Annotated in this window: 17 protein-coding genes and 1 pseudogene; 9 read left to right on the forward strand and 9 right to left on the reverse strand. The window is 62.2% G+C overall.

Translation table 11 applies throughout. The features are described from left to right. Positions 1-92 precede the first annotated feature (92 nt). Together cls and HAHE_RS01955 are read left to right on the forward strand one after the other, a co-directional pair. Positions 93-1,526: a cardiolipin synthase gene (gene cls, locus HAHE_RS01950; protein ID WP_338688126.1), complete on the forward strand. Its 1,434-nt coding sequence runs from the start codon at positions 93-95 to the stop codon at positions 1,524-1,526. Between the two features lie 62 nt (positions 1,527-1,588). Beyond that, positions 1,589-3,007 (forward strand): DUF4139 domain-containing protein, encoded by a 1,419-nt coding sequence (locus HAHE_RS01955; protein ID WP_338688127.1) that lies wholly within the window; start codon positions 1,589-1,591, stop codon positions 3,005-3,007. Between the two features lie 199 nt (positions 3,008-3,206). Here HAHE_RS01955 and HAHE_RS01960 read toward each other — a convergent pair whose 3' ends face one another. Continuing rightward, positions 3,207-3,779, reverse strand: coding sequence for a DNA-3-methyladenine glycosylase I (locus HAHE_RS01960; RefSeq protein WP_338688128.1), 573 nt, complete (start codon positions 3,777-3,779; stop codon positions 3,207-3,209). Between the two features lie 97 nt (positions 3,780-3,876). Here HAHE_RS01960 and HAHE_RS01965 point away from each other — a divergent pair, with 97 nt between their 5' ends. Next, the gene (locus HAHE_RS01965; protein WP_338688130.1) at positions 3,877-5,457 is read left to right on the forward strand and encodes a glycine--tRNA ligase; all 1,581 of its coding nucleotides are present in this window, start codon (positions 3,877-3,879) and stop codon (positions 5,455-5,457) included. Positions 5,458-5,469: 12 nt separating this feature from the next. Here the strand turns inward: HAHE_RS01965 and HAHE_RS01970 are convergent, their stop codons facing one another. Next, positions 5,470-5,775: an EF-hand domain-containing protein gene (locus HAHE_RS01970; protein WP_338688133.1), complete on the reverse strand. Its 306-nt coding sequence runs from the start codon at positions 5,773-5,775 to the stop codon at positions 5,470-5,472. Between the two features lie 111 nt (positions 5,776-5,886). On the opposite strand from HAHE_RS01970, the gene HAHE_RS01975 reads away from it, so the two are divergent. Next, positions 5,887-6,327 carry a 23S rRNA (pseudouridine(1915)-N(3))-methyltransferase RlmH gene (locus HAHE_RS01975; RefSeq protein WP_338688136.1) on the forward strand — a complete coding sequence of 147 codons (441 nt, stop codon included), beginning with the start codon at positions 5,887-5,889 and terminating at the stop codon, positions 6,325-6,327. Positions 6,328-6,346: 19 nt separating this feature from the next. Here the strand turns inward: HAHE_RS01975 and HAHE_RS01980 are convergent, their stop codons facing one another. The 3 genes from HAHE_RS01980 to HAHE_RS01990 form a co-directional block, all read right to left on the reverse strand. After that, the gene (locus tag HAHE_RS01980) at positions 6,347-6,550 is read right to left on the reverse strand and encodes a hypothetical protein (protein WP_338688138.1); all 204 of its coding nucleotides are present in this window, start codon (positions 6,548-6,550) and stop codon (positions 6,347-6,349) included. A gap of 70 nt (positions 6,551-6,620) precedes the next feature. Next, positions 6,621-7,436: a hypothetical protein gene (locus HAHE_RS01985; protein ID WP_338688139.1), complete on the reverse strand. Its 816-nt coding sequence runs from the start codon at positions 7,434-7,436 to the stop codon at positions 6,621-6,623. A 35-nt stretch (positions 7,437-7,471) separates the two neighbouring features. After that, positions 7,472-8,299: a hypothetical protein gene (locus HAHE_RS01990; RefSeq protein ID WP_338688140.1), complete on the reverse strand. Its 828-nt coding sequence runs from the start codon at positions 8,297-8,299 to the stop codon at positions 7,472-7,474. 137 nt (positions 8,300-8,436) lie between these two features. On the opposite strand from HAHE_RS01990, the gene HAHE_RS01995 reads away from it, so the two are divergent. From HAHE_RS01995 to HAHE_RS02005, 3 genes and pseudogenes are all read left to right on the forward strand, one after another. Beyond that, positions 8,437-10,179: an ABC transporter ATP-binding protein gene (locus HAHE_RS01995; RefSeq protein WP_338688141.1), complete on the forward strand. Its 1,743-nt coding sequence runs from the start codon at positions 8,437-8,439 to the stop codon at positions 10,177-10,179. A gap of 58 nt (positions 10,180-10,237) precedes the next feature. After that, entirely contained in the window at positions 10,238-11,047 is an 810-nt protein-coding gene (locus HAHE_RS02000; RefSeq protein WP_338688142.1) for an alpha/beta hydrolase, read from the forward strand. A gap of 40 nt (positions 11,048-11,087) precedes the next feature. Further along, a pseudogene (locus HAHE_RS02005) lies at positions 11,088-11,897 on the forward strand (IS5 family transposase); the annotation flags it as partial. 10 nt (positions 11,898-11,907) lie between these two features. Here the strand turns inward: HAHE_RS02005 and HAHE_RS02010 are convergent. From HAHE_RS02010 to HAHE_RS02025, 4 genes are read right to left on the reverse strand one after another with little or no spacing between them, the layout of a single operon-like run. Next, positions 11,908-12,255, reverse strand: a complete 348-nt coding sequence (locus HAHE_RS02010; protein ID WP_338688144.1) for an acyl-CoA thioesterase — start codon at positions 12,253-12,255, stop codon at positions 11,908-11,910. A gap of 2 nt (positions 12,256-12,257) precedes the next feature. Further along, the gene (locus tag HAHE_RS02015) at positions 12,258-12,722 is read right to left on the reverse strand and encodes a DoxX family protein (RefSeq protein WP_338688147.1); all 465 of its coding nucleotides are present in this window, start codon (positions 12,720-12,722) and stop codon (positions 12,258-12,260) included. Further along, positions 12,719-13,183 (reverse strand): protein jag, encoded by a 465-nt coding sequence (locus HAHE_RS02020; protein ID WP_338688148.1) that lies wholly within the window; start codon positions 13,181-13,183, stop codon positions 12,719-12,721. Before HAHE_RS02020 ends, HAHE_RS02015 begins: the two co-directional genes overlap by 4 nt. 30 nt (positions 13,184-13,213) lie before the next feature. Continuing rightward, complete coding sequence (locus HAHE_RS02025) at positions 13,214-13,666, reverse strand: GAF domain-containing protein (protein ID WP_338688149.1); 453 nt, start codon at positions 13,664-13,666, stop codon at positions 13,214-13,216. 223 nt (positions 13,667-13,889) lie between these two features. On the opposite strand from HAHE_RS02025, the gene HAHE_RS02030 reads away from it, so the two are divergent. Next, complete coding sequence (locus HAHE_RS02030; protein ID WP_338688151.1) at positions 13,890-15,047, forward strand: aldose epimerase family protein; 1,158 nt, start codon at positions 13,890-13,892, stop codon at positions 15,045-15,047. A 142-nt stretch (positions 15,048-15,189) separates the two neighbouring features. Further along, the gene (locus HAHE_RS02035; RefSeq protein ID WP_338688153.1) at positions 15,190-16,818 is read left to right on the forward strand and encodes a solute:sodium symporter family transporter; all 1,629 of its coding nucleotides are present in this window, start codon (positions 15,190-15,192) and stop codon (positions 16,816-16,818) included. Positions 16,819-16,841 lie beyond the last annotated feature (23 nt).

Consider the following 16,841-nt stretch of genomic DNA (forward strand, 5'->3'; position numbering starts at 1 on the left):
CAATCGATTTCTTTATCTTTATATCACTTCACCCGCACGGCACCCCTCCCGTTCGTGCTTCCCTCCCCCTTCCCGGCTGCTAGGCTGGCGATGTGGGACAAATCGAATGGTCCGCCGTTGGCGTCGCACTCGGACTGCTTCTCTTCCATGCGGTCGGGGTGGTGCACGTCATTCACGTGCTGATCCACGGGCGCACGGCGCAGGGCACGATCGCGTGGATCGTCTGCATGCTGGTGGTCCCGTGGATCGCCATCCCGTTCTACTGGATCGCCGGGCGCAGGCGATTCTCCGGCTACGTCCGGGCCCGCCGGGCGGAGGACCGGGATCTCCGGACGCTTCATGAAAATCTGCACGGCCACCTGAAAGAGTTTGAGTTGAGACCCGATGACGCTTTCGGCCGGGCCGCGGAGCAACTTGGCGGCCTACCCTTCACCAAGGGCAATGACATCGAACTCCTCATCGATGGAAACGAGACCTTCGAGGCCATCTTCCGCGCCATCGAATCGGCGGAACGCTACCTCCTCGTGAACTTCTTCATCGTGAAGAACGACCGGATCGGCACCAAGTTCCAACAAGCGCTCATCGGTCGTGCGAAAGCCGGCGTTCGCGTGTTCTTTCTCTTCGACGAGATCGGTTCCCACAAATTGCCGCACAGCTATCTCCGGGAGATGGAGATCGCCGGAATCGAATGCCATTCCTTCGGCACCAACCGATTCTGGTGGTCACGGCTGCAGATCAACTTCCGCAACCACCGCAAGATCGTGGTGGTCGACGGCCGCGAGGCCTTCATCGGCGGACTCAATGTCGGCGACGAGTATCTGGGACGGGACGAGAAGTTCGGAGCATGGCGGGACACCCACCTGCAGTTGCGTGGCCCGACCGTCCAGGCAATCCAACTCGTATTCCTCGAGGATTGGAATTGGGCCGCCGACGCGCGGATCGAGGACCTCGACTGGGACGGTGACCCACAGCCTCACGACGAGATCACGGCGATTCTTCCGACGGGTCCCGCCGACCCGGCCGATTCGTGGCAGTTGGTGGTCGCCGAGGCCTGTGCCAGCGCACGGGACCGCCTGTGGATCACCTCACCTTACTTCGTTCCCGACGCCGGCGTGCTGACCGCCCTTCAGACCGCCGCACTGCGGGGTGTCGACGTGCGGATCCTGCTCCCGGAGAAAGCCGATCACCTCATGGTCTGGCTCGCCGCATTCACGTTCTACGAGGAAGCGCTCCCCTACGGCATCCGCCTCTTCCGCTACACGGCCGGCTTCCTTCACCAGAAAGTGATGCTGGTCGACGATCGATACGGATTCGTCGGCACCGGCAATCTCGACAACCGGTCTTTCCGGCTCAATTTCGAGATCACCGCGGTGACGACCGACCGGGCATTCATCAGCGACCTACGAGAGATGCTGGAGCACGACTTCGAGCGCTCCCGGGAAGTGGCGATGGAAGACTTCACGGAGCGCAACGTCGCCTTCCGGCTCGCCTGCAGGGCCGCCCGTCTCGCGGCACCGGTCCTGTGACGGGGTGGATTCCCTCAGTTTCATGTCACAGACGGACGGCAGGGATTCAATGGTGGATAACCATGAAATCCACACTCCTCATCGCCGCGGCCCTGACGCCGCTGCTCTCCGCCGAAACCGCCCTGACCATTTACAACCGTGACCTCGCCGTCATCCGTGAGACGGTCCCGCTGAAACTCAGGGCCGGTGAGACATTCGTCAGCTTCGACCGCGCAACCGCCCGGGTCCAACCGGATTCGGTGGTTCTCCGTGATCCCGCCGGCAAGGCGGATTTCTCGATTCTCGAGCAAGGCTACCGCAACGACCCGGTCAACCGTTGGCTGCTGCTCAACCACTTCGAAGGCCAGACCATCGACTTCCGCACGACTTATCCGGACGGCAGGGTCGAGAAGGTCCGGGGCAAGATTATCCGTTCCGGTTTCGTTCCCGGTGGCCAGAGTCAGGAGCCGATCATCGAAGTCGACGGCAAGTTCCGCTTCCAACTCCCGGGCGAGCCGCTTTTCCCGACGCTCGGCGACGGCTCGATCCTTCGCCCGACCCTCTCGTGGCAGATCGCAGCGGCCGAGCCCGCCGAGTTCGATGCCCAGCTTTCCTACCTGAGCAACGGCTTTCGCTGGGAAGCCGACTACAATCTGGTGGCGCCGGAAAAGGGGGAGACGGTGACGATGACCGGCTGGATCACCATCGGCAACCACAGCGGCACGGTCTTCAACGATGCGAAGGTGAAACTGGTGGCGGGCGATGTGAACATCATGCAGCCGGATCCCACCGTTCGACGGGCGATGATGGAAATGGCGAGGGCCGATCAGGCGGGAGCGGGTCATGTGGAAGAGAAAGCCTTCGACGACTTCCACCTCTACACCCTGCCCCGCCAACTCACCATCCGCGACAAGGAGACGAAGCAGGTCGAATTCATCCGGGCACCCGAAGTCAAGGCCAGCAAGGCCTACATCTATGATCCGGTGAACATGCGCTACCACGGCGGACGCAGTACCAATCCGATTCAGGGACAGAAGTTTTCCAAGGACGTCGCGATCTTCTGGGAGTTCACCAACAACGAGGAAAGCGGCCTCGGCATGCCGCTTCCGGCCGGCCGGGTTCGCTTCTACCGGGCGGACGATGCCGACGGCAACCTGGAGTTCGTCGGCGAGAACAACATCGACCACACACCACGAAACGAGGAACTCAGCATCTACACCGGGAACGCCTTCGATCTCGTCGGCGAGCGGACCATCACCAATTTCGAGCGCAAGGACCGCGAAAGCTGGATGCGCGAGACGATCGAGGTGGTCGTGAAGAACCGCTCGAAAGAGCCGAAGACCATCCTTGTTCGCGAGCACCTCTGGCGTTGGTCGAACTGGGAGATCCGGGACGCCAGCATGGAGTTCGAGAAGAAGGACGCCCAGACGATCGAGTTCAAAGTGCCGTTGAAGCCGGATGAGGAAAGGAAGATCACCTTCAAGGCGCATTACACCTGGTGATGCTTCTAGGTAGGGACGAGCGCCTCGCTCGTCCGTCGCCGAGGGCAACCAGACGGAACCCCTCCCACCAGTCACGCAGCAGGGTTCGTAGTCCCCCCTTCAGGGGGCTGGCGAGTCCGCCCGATCACACAGTCGCGTACCTACCTTCTTGCGCTTCCTCCGCTCAACTCACTCGCCAGAAGACCGCCTAAAGGCGGAACTACGAACCCTTGTTTGCGGGGCCGCCGAGAAAGCAACTGACCGAGTGATCATCCACCATGCCGACCGCCTGCATGAAGGCATACATCGTGGTCGAGCCGACAAAATTGAACCCGGCCTTGCGGAGGGCCTTGCTGAGGGCGTCGGATTCGGGCGAGGTCGTCGGGTAATCGGCCATCACCTTCGGTCGGTTGACCTTGGGTTCGTCCCCGACGAATCCCCACAGCCACCCGACCTGGTCCCCTTCCCTGTCCGCGAGATCCAGCCACGCCCGGGCGTTCTGCCGGACCGAAAAGATCTTTCCTCGATGACGGATGATCCCCGGATCCGCAACGAGCCGCTCCAGTTGGCGGTCGGTCATCCGGGCCACCTCGGCCGGCTCGAAATTCCGGAACACCTCGCGATAACGGTCGCGCTTGCGCAGCACCGTCCACCACGACAGACCCGCCTGGGCGCCTTCCAGGCAGATCATTTCGAACAGATACCGGGAGTCCCGGGACGGCACGCCCCACTCGGTGTCGTGATAGGCGACGTAGGCATCAAGGTGCTCCGGCACCCACGGACAGCGGACCATGCCGGAGTCTGGAGCGTCCGGACAGACCGCACAATCCCGCCTTGCCCGCGGGGAGTCGGGCTGATTTCCTCCCCGCCCACCTTTCCCGGACAAGCTCATGGCCAACAAAGACCACACCGACCCCGTACGCATGGAGAAGATCGTCTCCCTGTGCAAACGCCGCGGCTTCATTTTCCAAGCAGGCGAACTCTACGGCGGACTCAACGGTTGCTGGGACTACGGCCCGCTGGGCGCCGAACTGAAGCGCAATCTCAAGGACTACTGGTGGCGCAAGACCGTACAGGAGCGCGATGATGTGCTCGGCATGGACGGCTCCATCCTGACCATGCAGCAGGTCCTCAAGTCCTCGGGCCACCTCGATGGCTTCAGCGATCCGATGTGCGACTGCCTGCTCTCGAAGGCCCGCCTCCGCGCCGACCAGATCGAGCCGCAGGACGGCACCGCCGTTTGGTACTCCGGTGCCAAACACGAGGCATCCGGCTGGAGCACCGACAAGGCGTTCGCGGTGCTCGTTCCGACCGGCAAGGAACCCGATTCCGCCAAGAAGACGGCACGACAGTTCTACGGCCAGTTCATGCCCGACAAGAAGGTCTCGCCGAAGGAACTCGAACTGCTCGAGGAGAAACGCGAGGAGCTCACGGGAACCACCCGTTTCAATCCGGAGAACGGCTCCCTCCTCACGGAGGCGCGCGAGTTCAACCTGATGTTCCAGACCCGCGTCGGCGCTTCCGCTGACGACAACGATCCGAACGCGATCGCCTTCCTCCGCCCGGAGACCGCGCAGTCGATCTTCTGCCAGTACAAGAACATCCTCGATTCGAACCGCATCAAGCTGCCGTTCGGTATCGCACAGGTCGGCAAGTCGTTCCGCAACGAGATCAACCCGCGCAACTACACGTTCCGCAGCCGTGAGTTCGAGCAGATGGAAATCGAGTATTTCTGCCGCCCGGAAGACGGCCTGCGCCTGACCGACGAGTGGCTTGAGAGCCGCCTCTGCTTCTACGAGGAGATCGGTATCCCCCGGGAGAAACTGCACATCCTCGACGTTCCCGACGACGAGCGCGCCTTCTACTCGAAGAAGACCTACGACATCGAGTTCGAGTTCCCGTTCGGCATCCAGGAGCTGGAAGGAGTCGCCTATCGGACCGACTACGACCTCGGTGTCCACCAGGAGGGCTCCGGTCGACCGCTCGAATATTTCGACGAGGAAACCAAGGAACGCTTCATCCCGCACGTCGTCGAGCCGTCCGCCGGCTGCGACCGGACCGTTCTCGCCCTGATCTGCGAGGCCTTCGACGAAGAGGAAGTCACCGGTGACAAGGGCAAGACCGAGACTCGCACCGTGATGCGCTTCACGCCGCGCATGGCGCCGATCAAGGTCGGCATTTTCCCGCTGCTGAAGAAGAACGAGGAGCAGGTCCGGATCGCCAAGGAGATCCAGAAGACCCTGCAGCCGTGGATGACCGTCTTCTACGACGACGGTGGCGCGGTCGGACGCCGCTACCGTCGCCAGGACGAGGTCGGCACGCCTTTCTGTATCACCATCGACTTCGACACACTCGGCGAGAATGGCGACGAGAACAAAGGCACCGTGACCGTCCGCCACCGCGACTCGATGGAGCAGGAACGCCTGCCGGTCGAAGCGCTGCTGCCGTGGCTGCTTGAGCGGATCCGCTGACCGCTTAGGCCACTACTGGTGCTCTGGAAGCGGCGAGTTGATCGCGTGCTGGGCCTCCCAGCGTGAGATCCCGCCGTCGTCGTTGATGTCGTAGTGCTTCATCAACGCGTCGATCTCTGCGGGAGTCACTCCTTCCACGGACGATTCGCGCAGTCCCTGCTCGATCTCCGTGCGGGTCAGCTTGCCGTTGGCATTGTAGTCAAAGCGATCGAACTTCTCCTGAAGCGCCATCACCTTGCGGTTGTGGGCGACCTCCGAATGTGGATCGGTTCCGGTGCACGACACGAATACCGGAAGGAGAAGAAGCAGATACTTCATATGTCCTAAGTATTCTCTGCCCCGCGCCGCCCCGCAAGCCTCGACTTCGACCCACACCCGCCCGGAAACAATTCCCTTGGTCTGGCCGGTCCGGCGCCATTGGATCGCCCCGTGCGCATCCGCATCATCGTCGCCGGAAAGCCCGCTCTCGCCTACGCCAAGGCGGGCGTGGCCGAGTATCTCAAGCGCTTGGGACGCTACGGGAACTACGAGCTGGTCCACATCAAGGCAGGCGACTCCGAGAGCGTCTCAGCCACCCTGTTGGAGCGCTCCGAAGGCGACTATCGGATCGCGCTCGACGAACGGGGCACGGCGCTCGAAACCGCCAGCTGGGAATCGCGGCTGACCTCCCTCGAAATGCGCGGTGACATCAAGAGGGTGTCGTTCCTGATCGGCGCATCCGATGGCCACACCGAAGAACTTCGGAAAGCCGCGGACGACCTCTGGCAACTCTCGAGCCTGACCCTCCAGCACGAACTGGCACTGGTCGTCCTGCTTGAGCAGCTCTACCGGGTCGCCACGCTCAAGCGCGGCGAACCATATCACCGATAACCGACGAATCCGGCTAGGATCAGCGACGCATCTGATTCGGCAGCGCACCACCGATCGCGCCGCCACCTTGACCGGAAATCGGACGATTCCACGGATTCTGGCTGGAACTCGACTGTGGGGTCGTCGGTTTCGGGTCCAGATCCGGATCGCTGGTCGTGCACGAACCGAGGGCGAGAATCAGTCCGAGGACCGACAACAAACCGAGGAACTTCATCAAGCGCATGGCGGGAGCATAAAAAAGCCTCCGCGGCGATCAAGCACGCGGAGGCGGGAAAATCAGACCGAAGGACGGCTCAGTTCGCGGCCGGCTTGGAGATGATGACGCGGTCGCCCGGCTGGATGCGGACTCCCGGGACTACCGTTTCGTAGTCGATTTCGGCGATCGTCTGGCTGGCCTCGATACTGGAGGGCTTGACCTCGGCGATCACGCGGCCGTCACGCTTCACGATCAGACGCTTCTGCGGGCTAAAGCCGCTGTTGCTACCGGCTCCGACCACGACGAAACCCCAGTCCTGGTCGACGGCCGTGATGACCGACTCCATGGCGTTGGCGGCGATGCGGCGATTGCGGGCCTGCTTGCGCTGGGAAAGGCGATCGATGTTGTCGCGGTTGCGAGCAACCGACTTCTCGGCGGCGCCGATGTTGTTCTCCAGCTCGCCAATCGATTGGGTGAGCTCCTTGCGCTTGTCCTCAAGCAACTTGATATTGCCTTGAATGCTGTCCATCGTGAACGGACCTTGGAGACCCATGTCGGTCAGGGCCTTCTCGACCTCGAGACGAGCCTTCTCGGCATCGGCGAGCGTCTGCTCCTGCTCTTCAAGTTCGGCTTCGATCTCGCCGAGCTCGCGCTTCAGGCCCTGCGCCTTGCCTTCGAGGCTGGCGATGCTCTGAACCACTTCGGCGTTTTCCTCCTTCGCGCTGGTAAGCTTCTTCTTCTCGTCCTTCAGCTGGGCTTCGGTCTTGTCGCCTTCGGCCGAAACCCGGCGATTCAGAGCGATCGTGTCCTTCCGGACCTGCTGCTGCTCGAGGAAGTTCGACTTGTTGACGTTCGAGAAATAGGCCGCCGCACAGATGGCGAGCACCGAGAGAATGTAGAATAGGACCTTCATTGGGTTGTTTGAAAGGGGTTCGAGCGGCTCAGGCTTCAGTCGACGGAAAGACCATCTTCGGCCGCCTCTTCCTTCGGTTCCGGCTTGGCGGGCTCATCGGCAGCGGAGGGAACCACCCGATCCCCAACCATGAGCGTGATGTCTTCGGAAAGCGAATCCGGGACGACGTCGGCCGCGGCACGGCCGGACTCGACCGAGCGGACGCGGAGCTTGGCGACCGTCTCACCGTCGCGAACGACGTCGAGCGAAGAGCCGCTCACCACACCTGCGCCGTTACCGGCGTTCAGCGTGACGAAACCCCAAGGGGCGTAGATCGCGCTGATCCGCGCGCTGTCGAAGAACGAACGCTGATTGGTGATCGCCTCGTTCTCCGTGTTGTAGTTGCTAATGGTCGCCTCGGTGGACGACTTCTCGCCCAGCAGTCGGGCCAGAGTGGCTTCCTTGTCGGCCTGCTCGTCCTCGAGGGAAGCAATCTCACCCTTCATGCGGCGAATCTTGGCGGCAATGTCGCTGATCTCACCCAGCTCCTTCGTTTGCTCCTCGATCTCGGCGATCTTGCGGGCGTTGTCCTCGACCTGGCTCTTCTTCGAGTCGATGTCGTCCTGAAGTCCGGTGTTGGTCGCCTTCTGCTTTTCTTCCTGATCCTTCTTCACCACGGTGTCTTCCTCGACCCCGGTGCGCTCGGCGATGGTGTCGTCGCGCTGGGTCCTCAGACTGGTCAGGCGGTTGCGGCTGGTATCAAGGCGGCTTTCCTCCGACTGGCGGTCGGAAATCTCGTCCTTGTACATCTCGTTATTCTTGAACGCGAGGTAGGCGGAAGCCGCCAGGAGCACGGCGGTGATGATGGCAAAAATGTTGGCCATAAGGTTTTGTTTGAAAGATTGGGTCTTCTTGGAGGCGAAAACTAGGGATCCGCGCCCTCCCCCGGCAACCTTTAAATGCTTCATTGCGAGCCTTGGCTTTACAAAGGATGGACACTGCCACAACGGTGCGCCGCCCGATGAATTCCGTCCTTCGAGTTTTCGCCTACCTGAAGCGCTATCCCGGCCTCGCGACCGCCCAATTCTTCTGCGCCACGCTGATGGCCGTGGCGGTGATCTTTTTCCCCTCGATCACCGGATTCGTGATCGACGACATCCTCCCAGATCCGGCGCGCCACGGGGAGCTGCTGATGTGGGTGCTTCTGGGGATCGGCAGCTTTTTCCTCAAAGACGGCCTCAATTGCGCCCGAATCTTCGTCAACAACCACTTCGAGCAGAACGTCATCTACGACATCCGCTCGGATCTTTACCGGAAAATCCAGCGGCTGCCGCTCAATTGGTTCGACTCGCGTCGCACGGGCGACGTGATGACCCGCGTCGTCGAGGACGTCACCGCGATGGAGCGGGTCCTGATCGACGGCATCGAGCTCGGGCTGGTGGCCGGCATTCAGCTGATTGCCGTCGGCTTGGTGATGTATCTGACCGACTGGCAGGTCGCGCTCTGGGCCACCATGCCGATCCCGATCCTGATCGTCGGCGCGTGGATCTACTCGAAGGACGCCCGACACCGTCACAAGGCCGAGCGGAACGCGACATCCGCGCTGAACTCCCTCCTGCACGACAACATCGCCGGCATTCGCCAGATCAAATCCTATGCCGCCGAGGCGGACGAACATGCGAACTTCAACCGGCTGTCGGACAAGGTCCGCAAGGCGACCCTTTACCTGATGAAGTGGTGGGCGATCTACAACCCGAGCATGTCGTTCGCCGGGATGCTCGGCTACGGACTCGTCCTCGGCTTCGGCGGCGTAGCGGTCATTCAGGGACGGATGGAGCCAGGCGAGCTGGTGACCTTCTTCCTGCTCCTCAGCCTCTTCTACGAACCGGTCACCAAGCTCCGCCAACTCAACCAAATGATCTTCTCGTCGCGGGCCGCGGGCGATCGGGTATTCGAGATCATGGACTCCGAGGACGAGCCAAACGCGGCTGACGGAGATCGGCTGCCCGAGTTGATCCGAGCCCATGTGCGGTTCGAAAACGTCTCGTTCGCCTACGGTGACCAGCCGACCCTGAACGAGGTCGAACTCGATGCCGAACCGGGCAAGACGATCGCTCTGGTCGGTTCGACGGGCGCTGGAAAGTCCACGGTCCTCTCGCTGCTCAACCGCTTCTACGAGGTCAGCTCGGGGCGGATCACCATCGACGGCACCGACATCGCCACACTTGCAAAGACATCGCTGCGCGAGCGGCTGGGATACGTCACGCAGGAGCCCTTCCTCTTCAACGGCACCGTCCGTGAGAACCTGCTGCTGGCCAAGCGCGACGCCACCGAGGACGAAATCTGGACGGCCCTCGATGCGGCTCACGCGGCCAAATTCACCCGCGAACTTCCGAAGCAACTCGACACGAACGTCGGCGAGCGGGGCGTGAAACTCTCGGGAGGCGAGAAACAGCGGCTGTCGATCGCCCGCGCGCTGCTCAAGAACGCCCCGATCCTCCTGCTCGACGAGGCGACGGCCTCGGTCGACTCGGAAACCGAGCGGCAGATCCAGGACGCGCTCGACGCCCTGATGCGTGACCGCACCGCGTTCGTTATCGCCCACCGCCTGTCGACCATCCAGAACGCCGACCGGATTTACGTCCTCGAGGCCGGCCGAGTGATCGAGCAGGGCAACCACGAGGAGCTTCTCGCTAGGGCAGGCAAATACGCCGAACTTTGCCGCAAGTCCTTCCTCGACCAACAGGCGCCCGCCTCCGCCTGAGCGGATGCCGTCCGAATCCGCTTGATGTCGCGGGACGGCCCGCATCTGTTGCAGGTCGATGGCCAAGAAGCGACTTCATCCCCTGCTCCGCCTGCTGCGAGGCATCGCCATCATCTGGTGTGCGCTTGCGGTGTTCTCGTGCACCATGGCGGACAAGCTGATCTTCTTCCCGCCCCGACCCGGATACGTTGCCGATGCCGAGGGCATCGTCAGCTTCGACACGACCAAGGACGAAACCATCCGGGCCCTGCATTTCCCGGCCTCGCCGGGTCAGCCGACCGTCCTCTACTCGCATGGAAACGCCGAAGACATCGGCGGTTCGATCGACCTCTATCAGGAATGGCGCCGCCGTGGCTGGGGAGTGCTGGCCTACGACTATCCCGGCTACGGGCACTCGACGGGATCACCGACGGAATCGTCGTGCGAGCGCGCGATCGACGCGGCATGGAATTACCTGACCGAAGACCAGCAGGTCGCCGGCAAGGACATCGTGATCGTCGGACGCTCCGTCGGCGGTGGCCCGTCGGTGTGGCTGGCTTCCAAGCAGGATCCACGCGCCCTCGTGCTGATCTCGCCCTTCACTTCGACCTTCGCCGTCCGTCCTCCTGCCAACTACATCCTTCCCGGCAACCGCTTCCCGAATCTCAAGCGCGTCCGCCGAATGGACACGCCGCTGCTGGTGATCCACGGGCTGCGCGACGGTGTGATCCCAACCGACCATGGAAGGCAACTGGCCACGGCCAGTCCCGCGACCTTCAAGCGTTTCACCGGTATCGAACGCGCCGGCCACAACGACCTGTTCGCGATCGCCGGCCGCCGGGTTTTCGACGAGATCGAATCGTTCGTCGCGGAAATCCCCGCACCCTAGGATCTGTTCACGAATTAAATCTGTACTTTTCCTGAAGCGTTTGTTTCAAGCTTCGGATGCCAGCTGGACATCCTCGAAGCATGATCACCGACGAGATTTGGGAGCAGATTGAAAGTGCTCTGACCAAGGCGAAGCATTCGCGTGCGGGAGCTCCACCGGCCATGAGTGATCGCGAATTCATGGAGGCGGTTCTTTATCTGAACCGGACAGGTTGCCCGTGGCGCGATCTACCTCCTGAACTGGGCTATTGGCATGCCGTCTACATGCGTTTCCGGCGGTGGCAGGAGCGTGGTGTGTGGAAGCGCCTTTGGCAGGAAATGCAAGGCGGGCACTTTGCCGGAGCTCGTGAACTGATGATGGACTCCACCACAGTCCGAGCTCATCAGCATGCGGCCGGAGCGCCAAAAAAAACTCTTCCGATCAGGCTCTCGGACGCTCTCGAGGGGGATTGAGCACCAAGATTCACGCAGCAACCATTGATGAGAACTGTAGCGTGGCGCTGCATCTTACCCCTGGCCAGGCCCATGATGGCAGGCAGTTCGAGACACTCTTCGAAAGCCTCCAGCCGGAGAACGTTCTGGAAGCAGCCATGCTCGACAAGGGTTACGACGCCAATCGCATCCGCGAGCGCCTGAACTTCGAGGGCATTGAAGCGGTGATCCCGCCGATCAACTCAAGGGCAGGCGTCATCCGGTATGACCGGAATCGCTACCGCCGCCGAAACCGGGTCGAACGGTTCTTCAACAAGATCAAACACTTCCGACGCATTGCCACGCGCTACGACAAGCTTTCTCAGACCTTTTTCTCTGCGGTCTATCTGGTAGCGGCATTCATCATCGCACGCAATTCGTGAACAGATCCTAGCGCAAGGGCCGCTTGCGCCCGGTGTCGTCGACGCTGACGTAGGTCACCTTGGTCGAAAAGATCGGGGGTGCTCCGGCATTGCGGCGGTTCACCACTTCCACCTTGTAGGTGACCGAAGTGGTCCCCTCTCGCTCCAACTCGCTGCGGATCGAGAGGATCGTTCCTTCGCGGACCGAGTGCAGGAACTCGACACGGTCCATGCCGATCGTGACGAACTGGCAATGCGGATACTCGAGCGACGCCGCGATCCAGCACGCCTCATCGACCCATGCCAGCAGGCGGCCGCCAAACAGGAAGCCGAGATGGTTGAGATCCTCGGGAAGAACGAGCCGTTGCGTTTCCATGCTCAGAAAAATCTCCGCTTCTTCTCCTTGTAGATCAACCCGTCAGCCGACCACCTGCCGGCTCCCGAAATGATCAGGACCAGGCACGGGAACAGGTAGAGGAGAGCGGGTTCCTTGGCACCGTCGGCCGGCAGGAACACAGGACCGCCGCCGTGAACCTGGAACGCAGCCACCAGCATCGCGAAGCCCAGAATGAATGCGGCCGGCCGAGTAGCCAGGCCCAGCACAAGCAAGGCGGCGCAACCGATCTCCGCCACCAGGGTGGCCACCAGGCTGACCGGCGGCGACATGGTGGAAAGCGGCCAGATCGCAGGAACCGCCCAGCCATCCTTCATCGCCTCGAACTTCCCGAGCTTCGGCCAGCCGTGGCCGATGAGCATCATCAGCCCGAAGGCGGCCCGGAGGACGAGGAGACCGCTCGAGGCGAGCGAGTCTCGCGTGCCGCAGTCGAACAGAAAGCGCTTCATGCGTCTTTGGATTTCTTGGGTTTGAGAGTGATCCGTTTCAGGCGGTCATCGCCGCCCGGCGACGAGCTTGCGACTTCGTCGTCATCGACCAGCGCGTTGTGCACCAGCCGACGGTAATACGCGTTGAGCGGGCGCATCTTGAAAGGTTTTCCCGATGCCTTTACCCGCTCCGCCAGACCCTTGACCTCTTCCACGAGGTGATCCTCCTGGATCGCCCGGTAGTGCTCGCAGTCGATCTTGATCCGCTTGGCGTTCGGAAAGTGCTTCTTGAGAATGCGGTTCACCAAGTACTGGAGATCATCGAGGCGCTCGCCGTCGCGCCCGATCAGGAACTGGCTTTCGCTCGTCAGGATCTGGAGGCACGGCCCGTCCTCGGTTTCCTGAAGCTCGATATTCACCGGGAAATCGAGATGTCCCAGCATCGTATCGAGGATCTTCTTGGCCGCTTCCTCCGCTTTCATGCCTCCAAACTAACAACCCCGCTGCGTCGGTCAATGGCCGGACTCCGCTTCCCATGCGGCCGCGACCTCCCGGGCCTTGGCGGCAAGCGACGCTTTCTCAGCATCGGAGAAGTCGTAGGGCTCGAACTTGCCGATGCCCAAGGTGCCGAGCACCCGGGATCCGTCAGCGGAAAAGACAGGCACCGCCAACGAGCCCGAGACCTTGGTCTGACGGGCGCCTTCCTTGGCGACCCCTCCGAGGTCCTGCTGCAGGTTGCACAGTTCCACCGGCTCGCGGGTCGAGGCCGCCGCACCGGCGATCCCCTTGCCGAAGGGAATCTTCGAAATGGTGCCCATCAGCGACTCCGGCACACCGATCGCCACCACCAGATCAAGCCACTTCCCGTCCGGCGAGCGGTGCAGGGTGCCCGTCTGGCATCCGAAGCTTTCCAACACCGACGACAACCACACGGCCGGTTCGCAATCCGCAAATTCTGAGCTCATCCTGTCGTCATTCCACCGTGCCCTCCAAGGAAACGCAAGCGCCCGGGAGATGGCCTTATCGCGCTGACGGCACTCGGCATCGGCAAGTGACAACCGCCGCGTCGCGAAATTCTACCGCACGGTTGCGCAGCCCGCGAAATGACTTGGCGGACGGCTCCCGATCCGGGAGACAGGCAGAGCGCCGGACTTCGGCGTGATGCCCGCATCAAACCGAAATCAACCCATGAAGACTCGATTGCGCCTTTTCCTTGCCGCCTCCGTGGCCGTATTCGCCTCCTGCGACACCTCCACCGAGAACAACCCAGAACCCCAAACCAGCCTGCCTGTGGAAAACTTCGGAACCCTTGCCGACGGACGTGAAGCCAAGGTCTACACCCTGACCAACAAGAACGGCATGACGGCCCGAGTGACGGATTTCGGGGCCACGCTGGTTTCCCTCACCGCCCCCGACAAGGACGGCAAGCTCGCCGACATCACTCACGGCTTCGACTCGGTCGAAGGCTATCAAGGCGATACCAATCCCTACTTCGGAGCCTCGGTCGGACGCTTCGGTAACCGCATCGCCCACGGCAAGTTCACGCTCGACGGCGAAACCTACGAACTCGCCACCAACAACGACCCCGGCGGCATCCCCTGCCACCTTCACGGCGGCGACGTCGGGTTCAACAAACGCATGTGGACGGTGACCGAAACCGCGCCCGGCTCGATCACTCTCCAATACGTCTCCGCCGACGGCGAGGAGGGTTATCCGGGGAAGCTGACCGCAAAGGTCACCTACACGCTCACCGACGACAACGAGCTCAAGTGGGAGGCCAGCGCCACCACCGACAAACCGACGGTGCTGAATCTCGTCCACCACACGTACTGGAACCTGTCGGGAGATCCGAAGTCCTCGATCAACGATCACATCCTGACCCTCCATGCCGACCGTTTCCTGCCGACCGACGCCGGTCTGATCCCGACCGGTGAGCTCGCTCCGGTCGAGGGCACCCCGATGGACTTTACCGAGCCGGCCGTGATCGGCGACCGCGTCGAAACCGACTACGAACCGCTCAAGCTGGGCCTCGGCTACGACCACTGCTGGGTGCTCACCGAACCCGATGCCGACGGACTCGCGCTGGCCGCCCGCCTCAAGGATCCGAAGACCGGCCGCGTGATGGAGATCACCACCAACCAGCCGGCCATCCAGTTCTACGGCGGCAATTTCCTCGACGGCAAAAGCGTCGGCAAGGAAGGCACCGCCTACCCGCACCGGACCGCCTGCTGCCTCGAGACCGAGAACTACCCGGACGCCCCGAACCACGAGAGCTTCCCGAGTGCCGTGCTCCGGCCCGGCGAGACTTACCGCCACGTGATGGTCCACAAATTCACTGCGGAGTGATCCGCGAACCACTTCCAAGAGGCCGTCGGAGTTCCCGGCGGCCTTTTTCAAACCCATCCCTGCTCACACATTCCAATCTTGCCGTGCCCCGGCCGGCCCCATTTGAATCTCCCACCCCGAACCCATCCACCCGAACCCATCCATGACGCTTCTCTCATTCCTCGCGTTCACGCTCTTCGCGGCGTTCATCACCTTCCTGATCACCCGCAAGGATGAGAAGGGAACCTCGGACGGATTCTTCCTCGGCGGCCGTTCGCTCACCTTCCCGATCATCGCCGGCTCCCTGCTGCTCACCAACCTGTCGACCGAACAGATGGTCGGCCTCAACGGTGCGGCGTTCAAAGACGGCCTCTGCGTGATGGCATGGGAGGTGGTCGCGGTCATCGCGCTGGTCATCATGGCGCTGTTCTTCCTGCCGCGCTTCCTCAAGTCGGGCATCACGACCGTGCCGCAGTTCCTCGAGAACCGGTTCGACCGCTCGACCCAGACGCTGGCCAACATGATCTTCCTTCTGGCCTACGCCTTCCTGCTGATTCCCATCATCCTCTACAGTGGTGCCGTCGGTCTGTCGGAAATGCTCGACCTCAAGGCGCTCACCGGCATCAACCAGCCGGTCGACATCCTCGGCAAGAGCGTCGAGCCCGACACGGTCATCCTGTGGCTCACCGTCTTCATGATCGGCATCATGGGTTCGCTCTACTCGCGCTTCGGCAGCCTCAAGACCCTCGCGGTTCTCGACACGATCAACGGGATCGGCCTGCTCGTCGGTGGCTTCATGATCGCGTGGTTCGCCCTCAACCGCGTCAGCGACGGCGGCGGTGTCGCCGAAGGCTTCAAGATGCTCAAGGAAGCCAATCCGGAGCGCCTGAACTCGATCGGCACACCGGAGACCAGCGTACCGTTCAGCACCCTGTTCACCGGTGTCGCGCTGCTCAACCTCTTCTACTGGTGCACCAACCAGCAGATCATCCAGCGGACCTTCGGCGCCAGCAGCCTCGCGGAAGGCCAGAAGGGCGTGCTGCTGACCGCCCTCCTGAAGCTCCTCGGTCCGGTCTATCTCGTGCTGCCCGGCATCGTCGCCTACCATCTCTTCGCCCAGGACGGCGTCTCGAACGACAAGGCCTACGGCACCCTCGTCCGCGAGGTCCTTCCTCCCCACCTCACCGGCTTCTTCGCGGCGGTCATGGTCGGCGCCATCCTGAGTTCGTTCAACGCCGCACTCAACAGCACCTCGGCGCTGTTCAGTATCGGCCTCTACCACCACGTCATCAATCCGAAGGGAAGCGAGCAGCAGATGGTCAAGGCGGCCAAGATCTTCGTCGTCGCCATCGCCATCGCCGCGATGTTCGTCGCACCGCTGCTGGCCGGCCAGGACAGCATCTTTGCCTACCTGCAGGACATGAACGCGATCTACTTCATCCCGATCTTCGCGGTGGTCGTGGTCGGCATGCTCCACCCGCGGGTGCCGGCGAAGGCCGCGACGGCCGCGATGGTCACGGGCCTGGCAATGATCGCCATCAAGTATTTCGTCCCGGGCGTCGCCCCCGCCGTCGACAAGGTCTTCCGCTACAACTTCCACTTCCTCGGCTTCACCTTCGCCTTCCTGATCCTGATGATGGTGGTCTGGGCTGCGGTCGCCCCCAGAAAGACCGCGTGGAAACTCGAGAGCGGCACGCCGATCGACCTGACCCCTTGGAAAGGCGCCAAGTGGGCGAGTGTCGTCCTGGTCATCATCGTCATCGCGATCTACTCGACATTCGCGAAGTTCTGAGCTTTCCGGCATCTGCCAACCCG

Origin of the sequence: Haloferula helveola, from assembly GCF_037076345.1 — a bacterium.
In the GTDB taxonomy this organism is placed as follows: Bacteria; Verrucomicrobiota; Verrucomicrobiia; order Verrucomicrobiales; family Akkermansiaceae; genus Haloferula; species Haloferula helveola.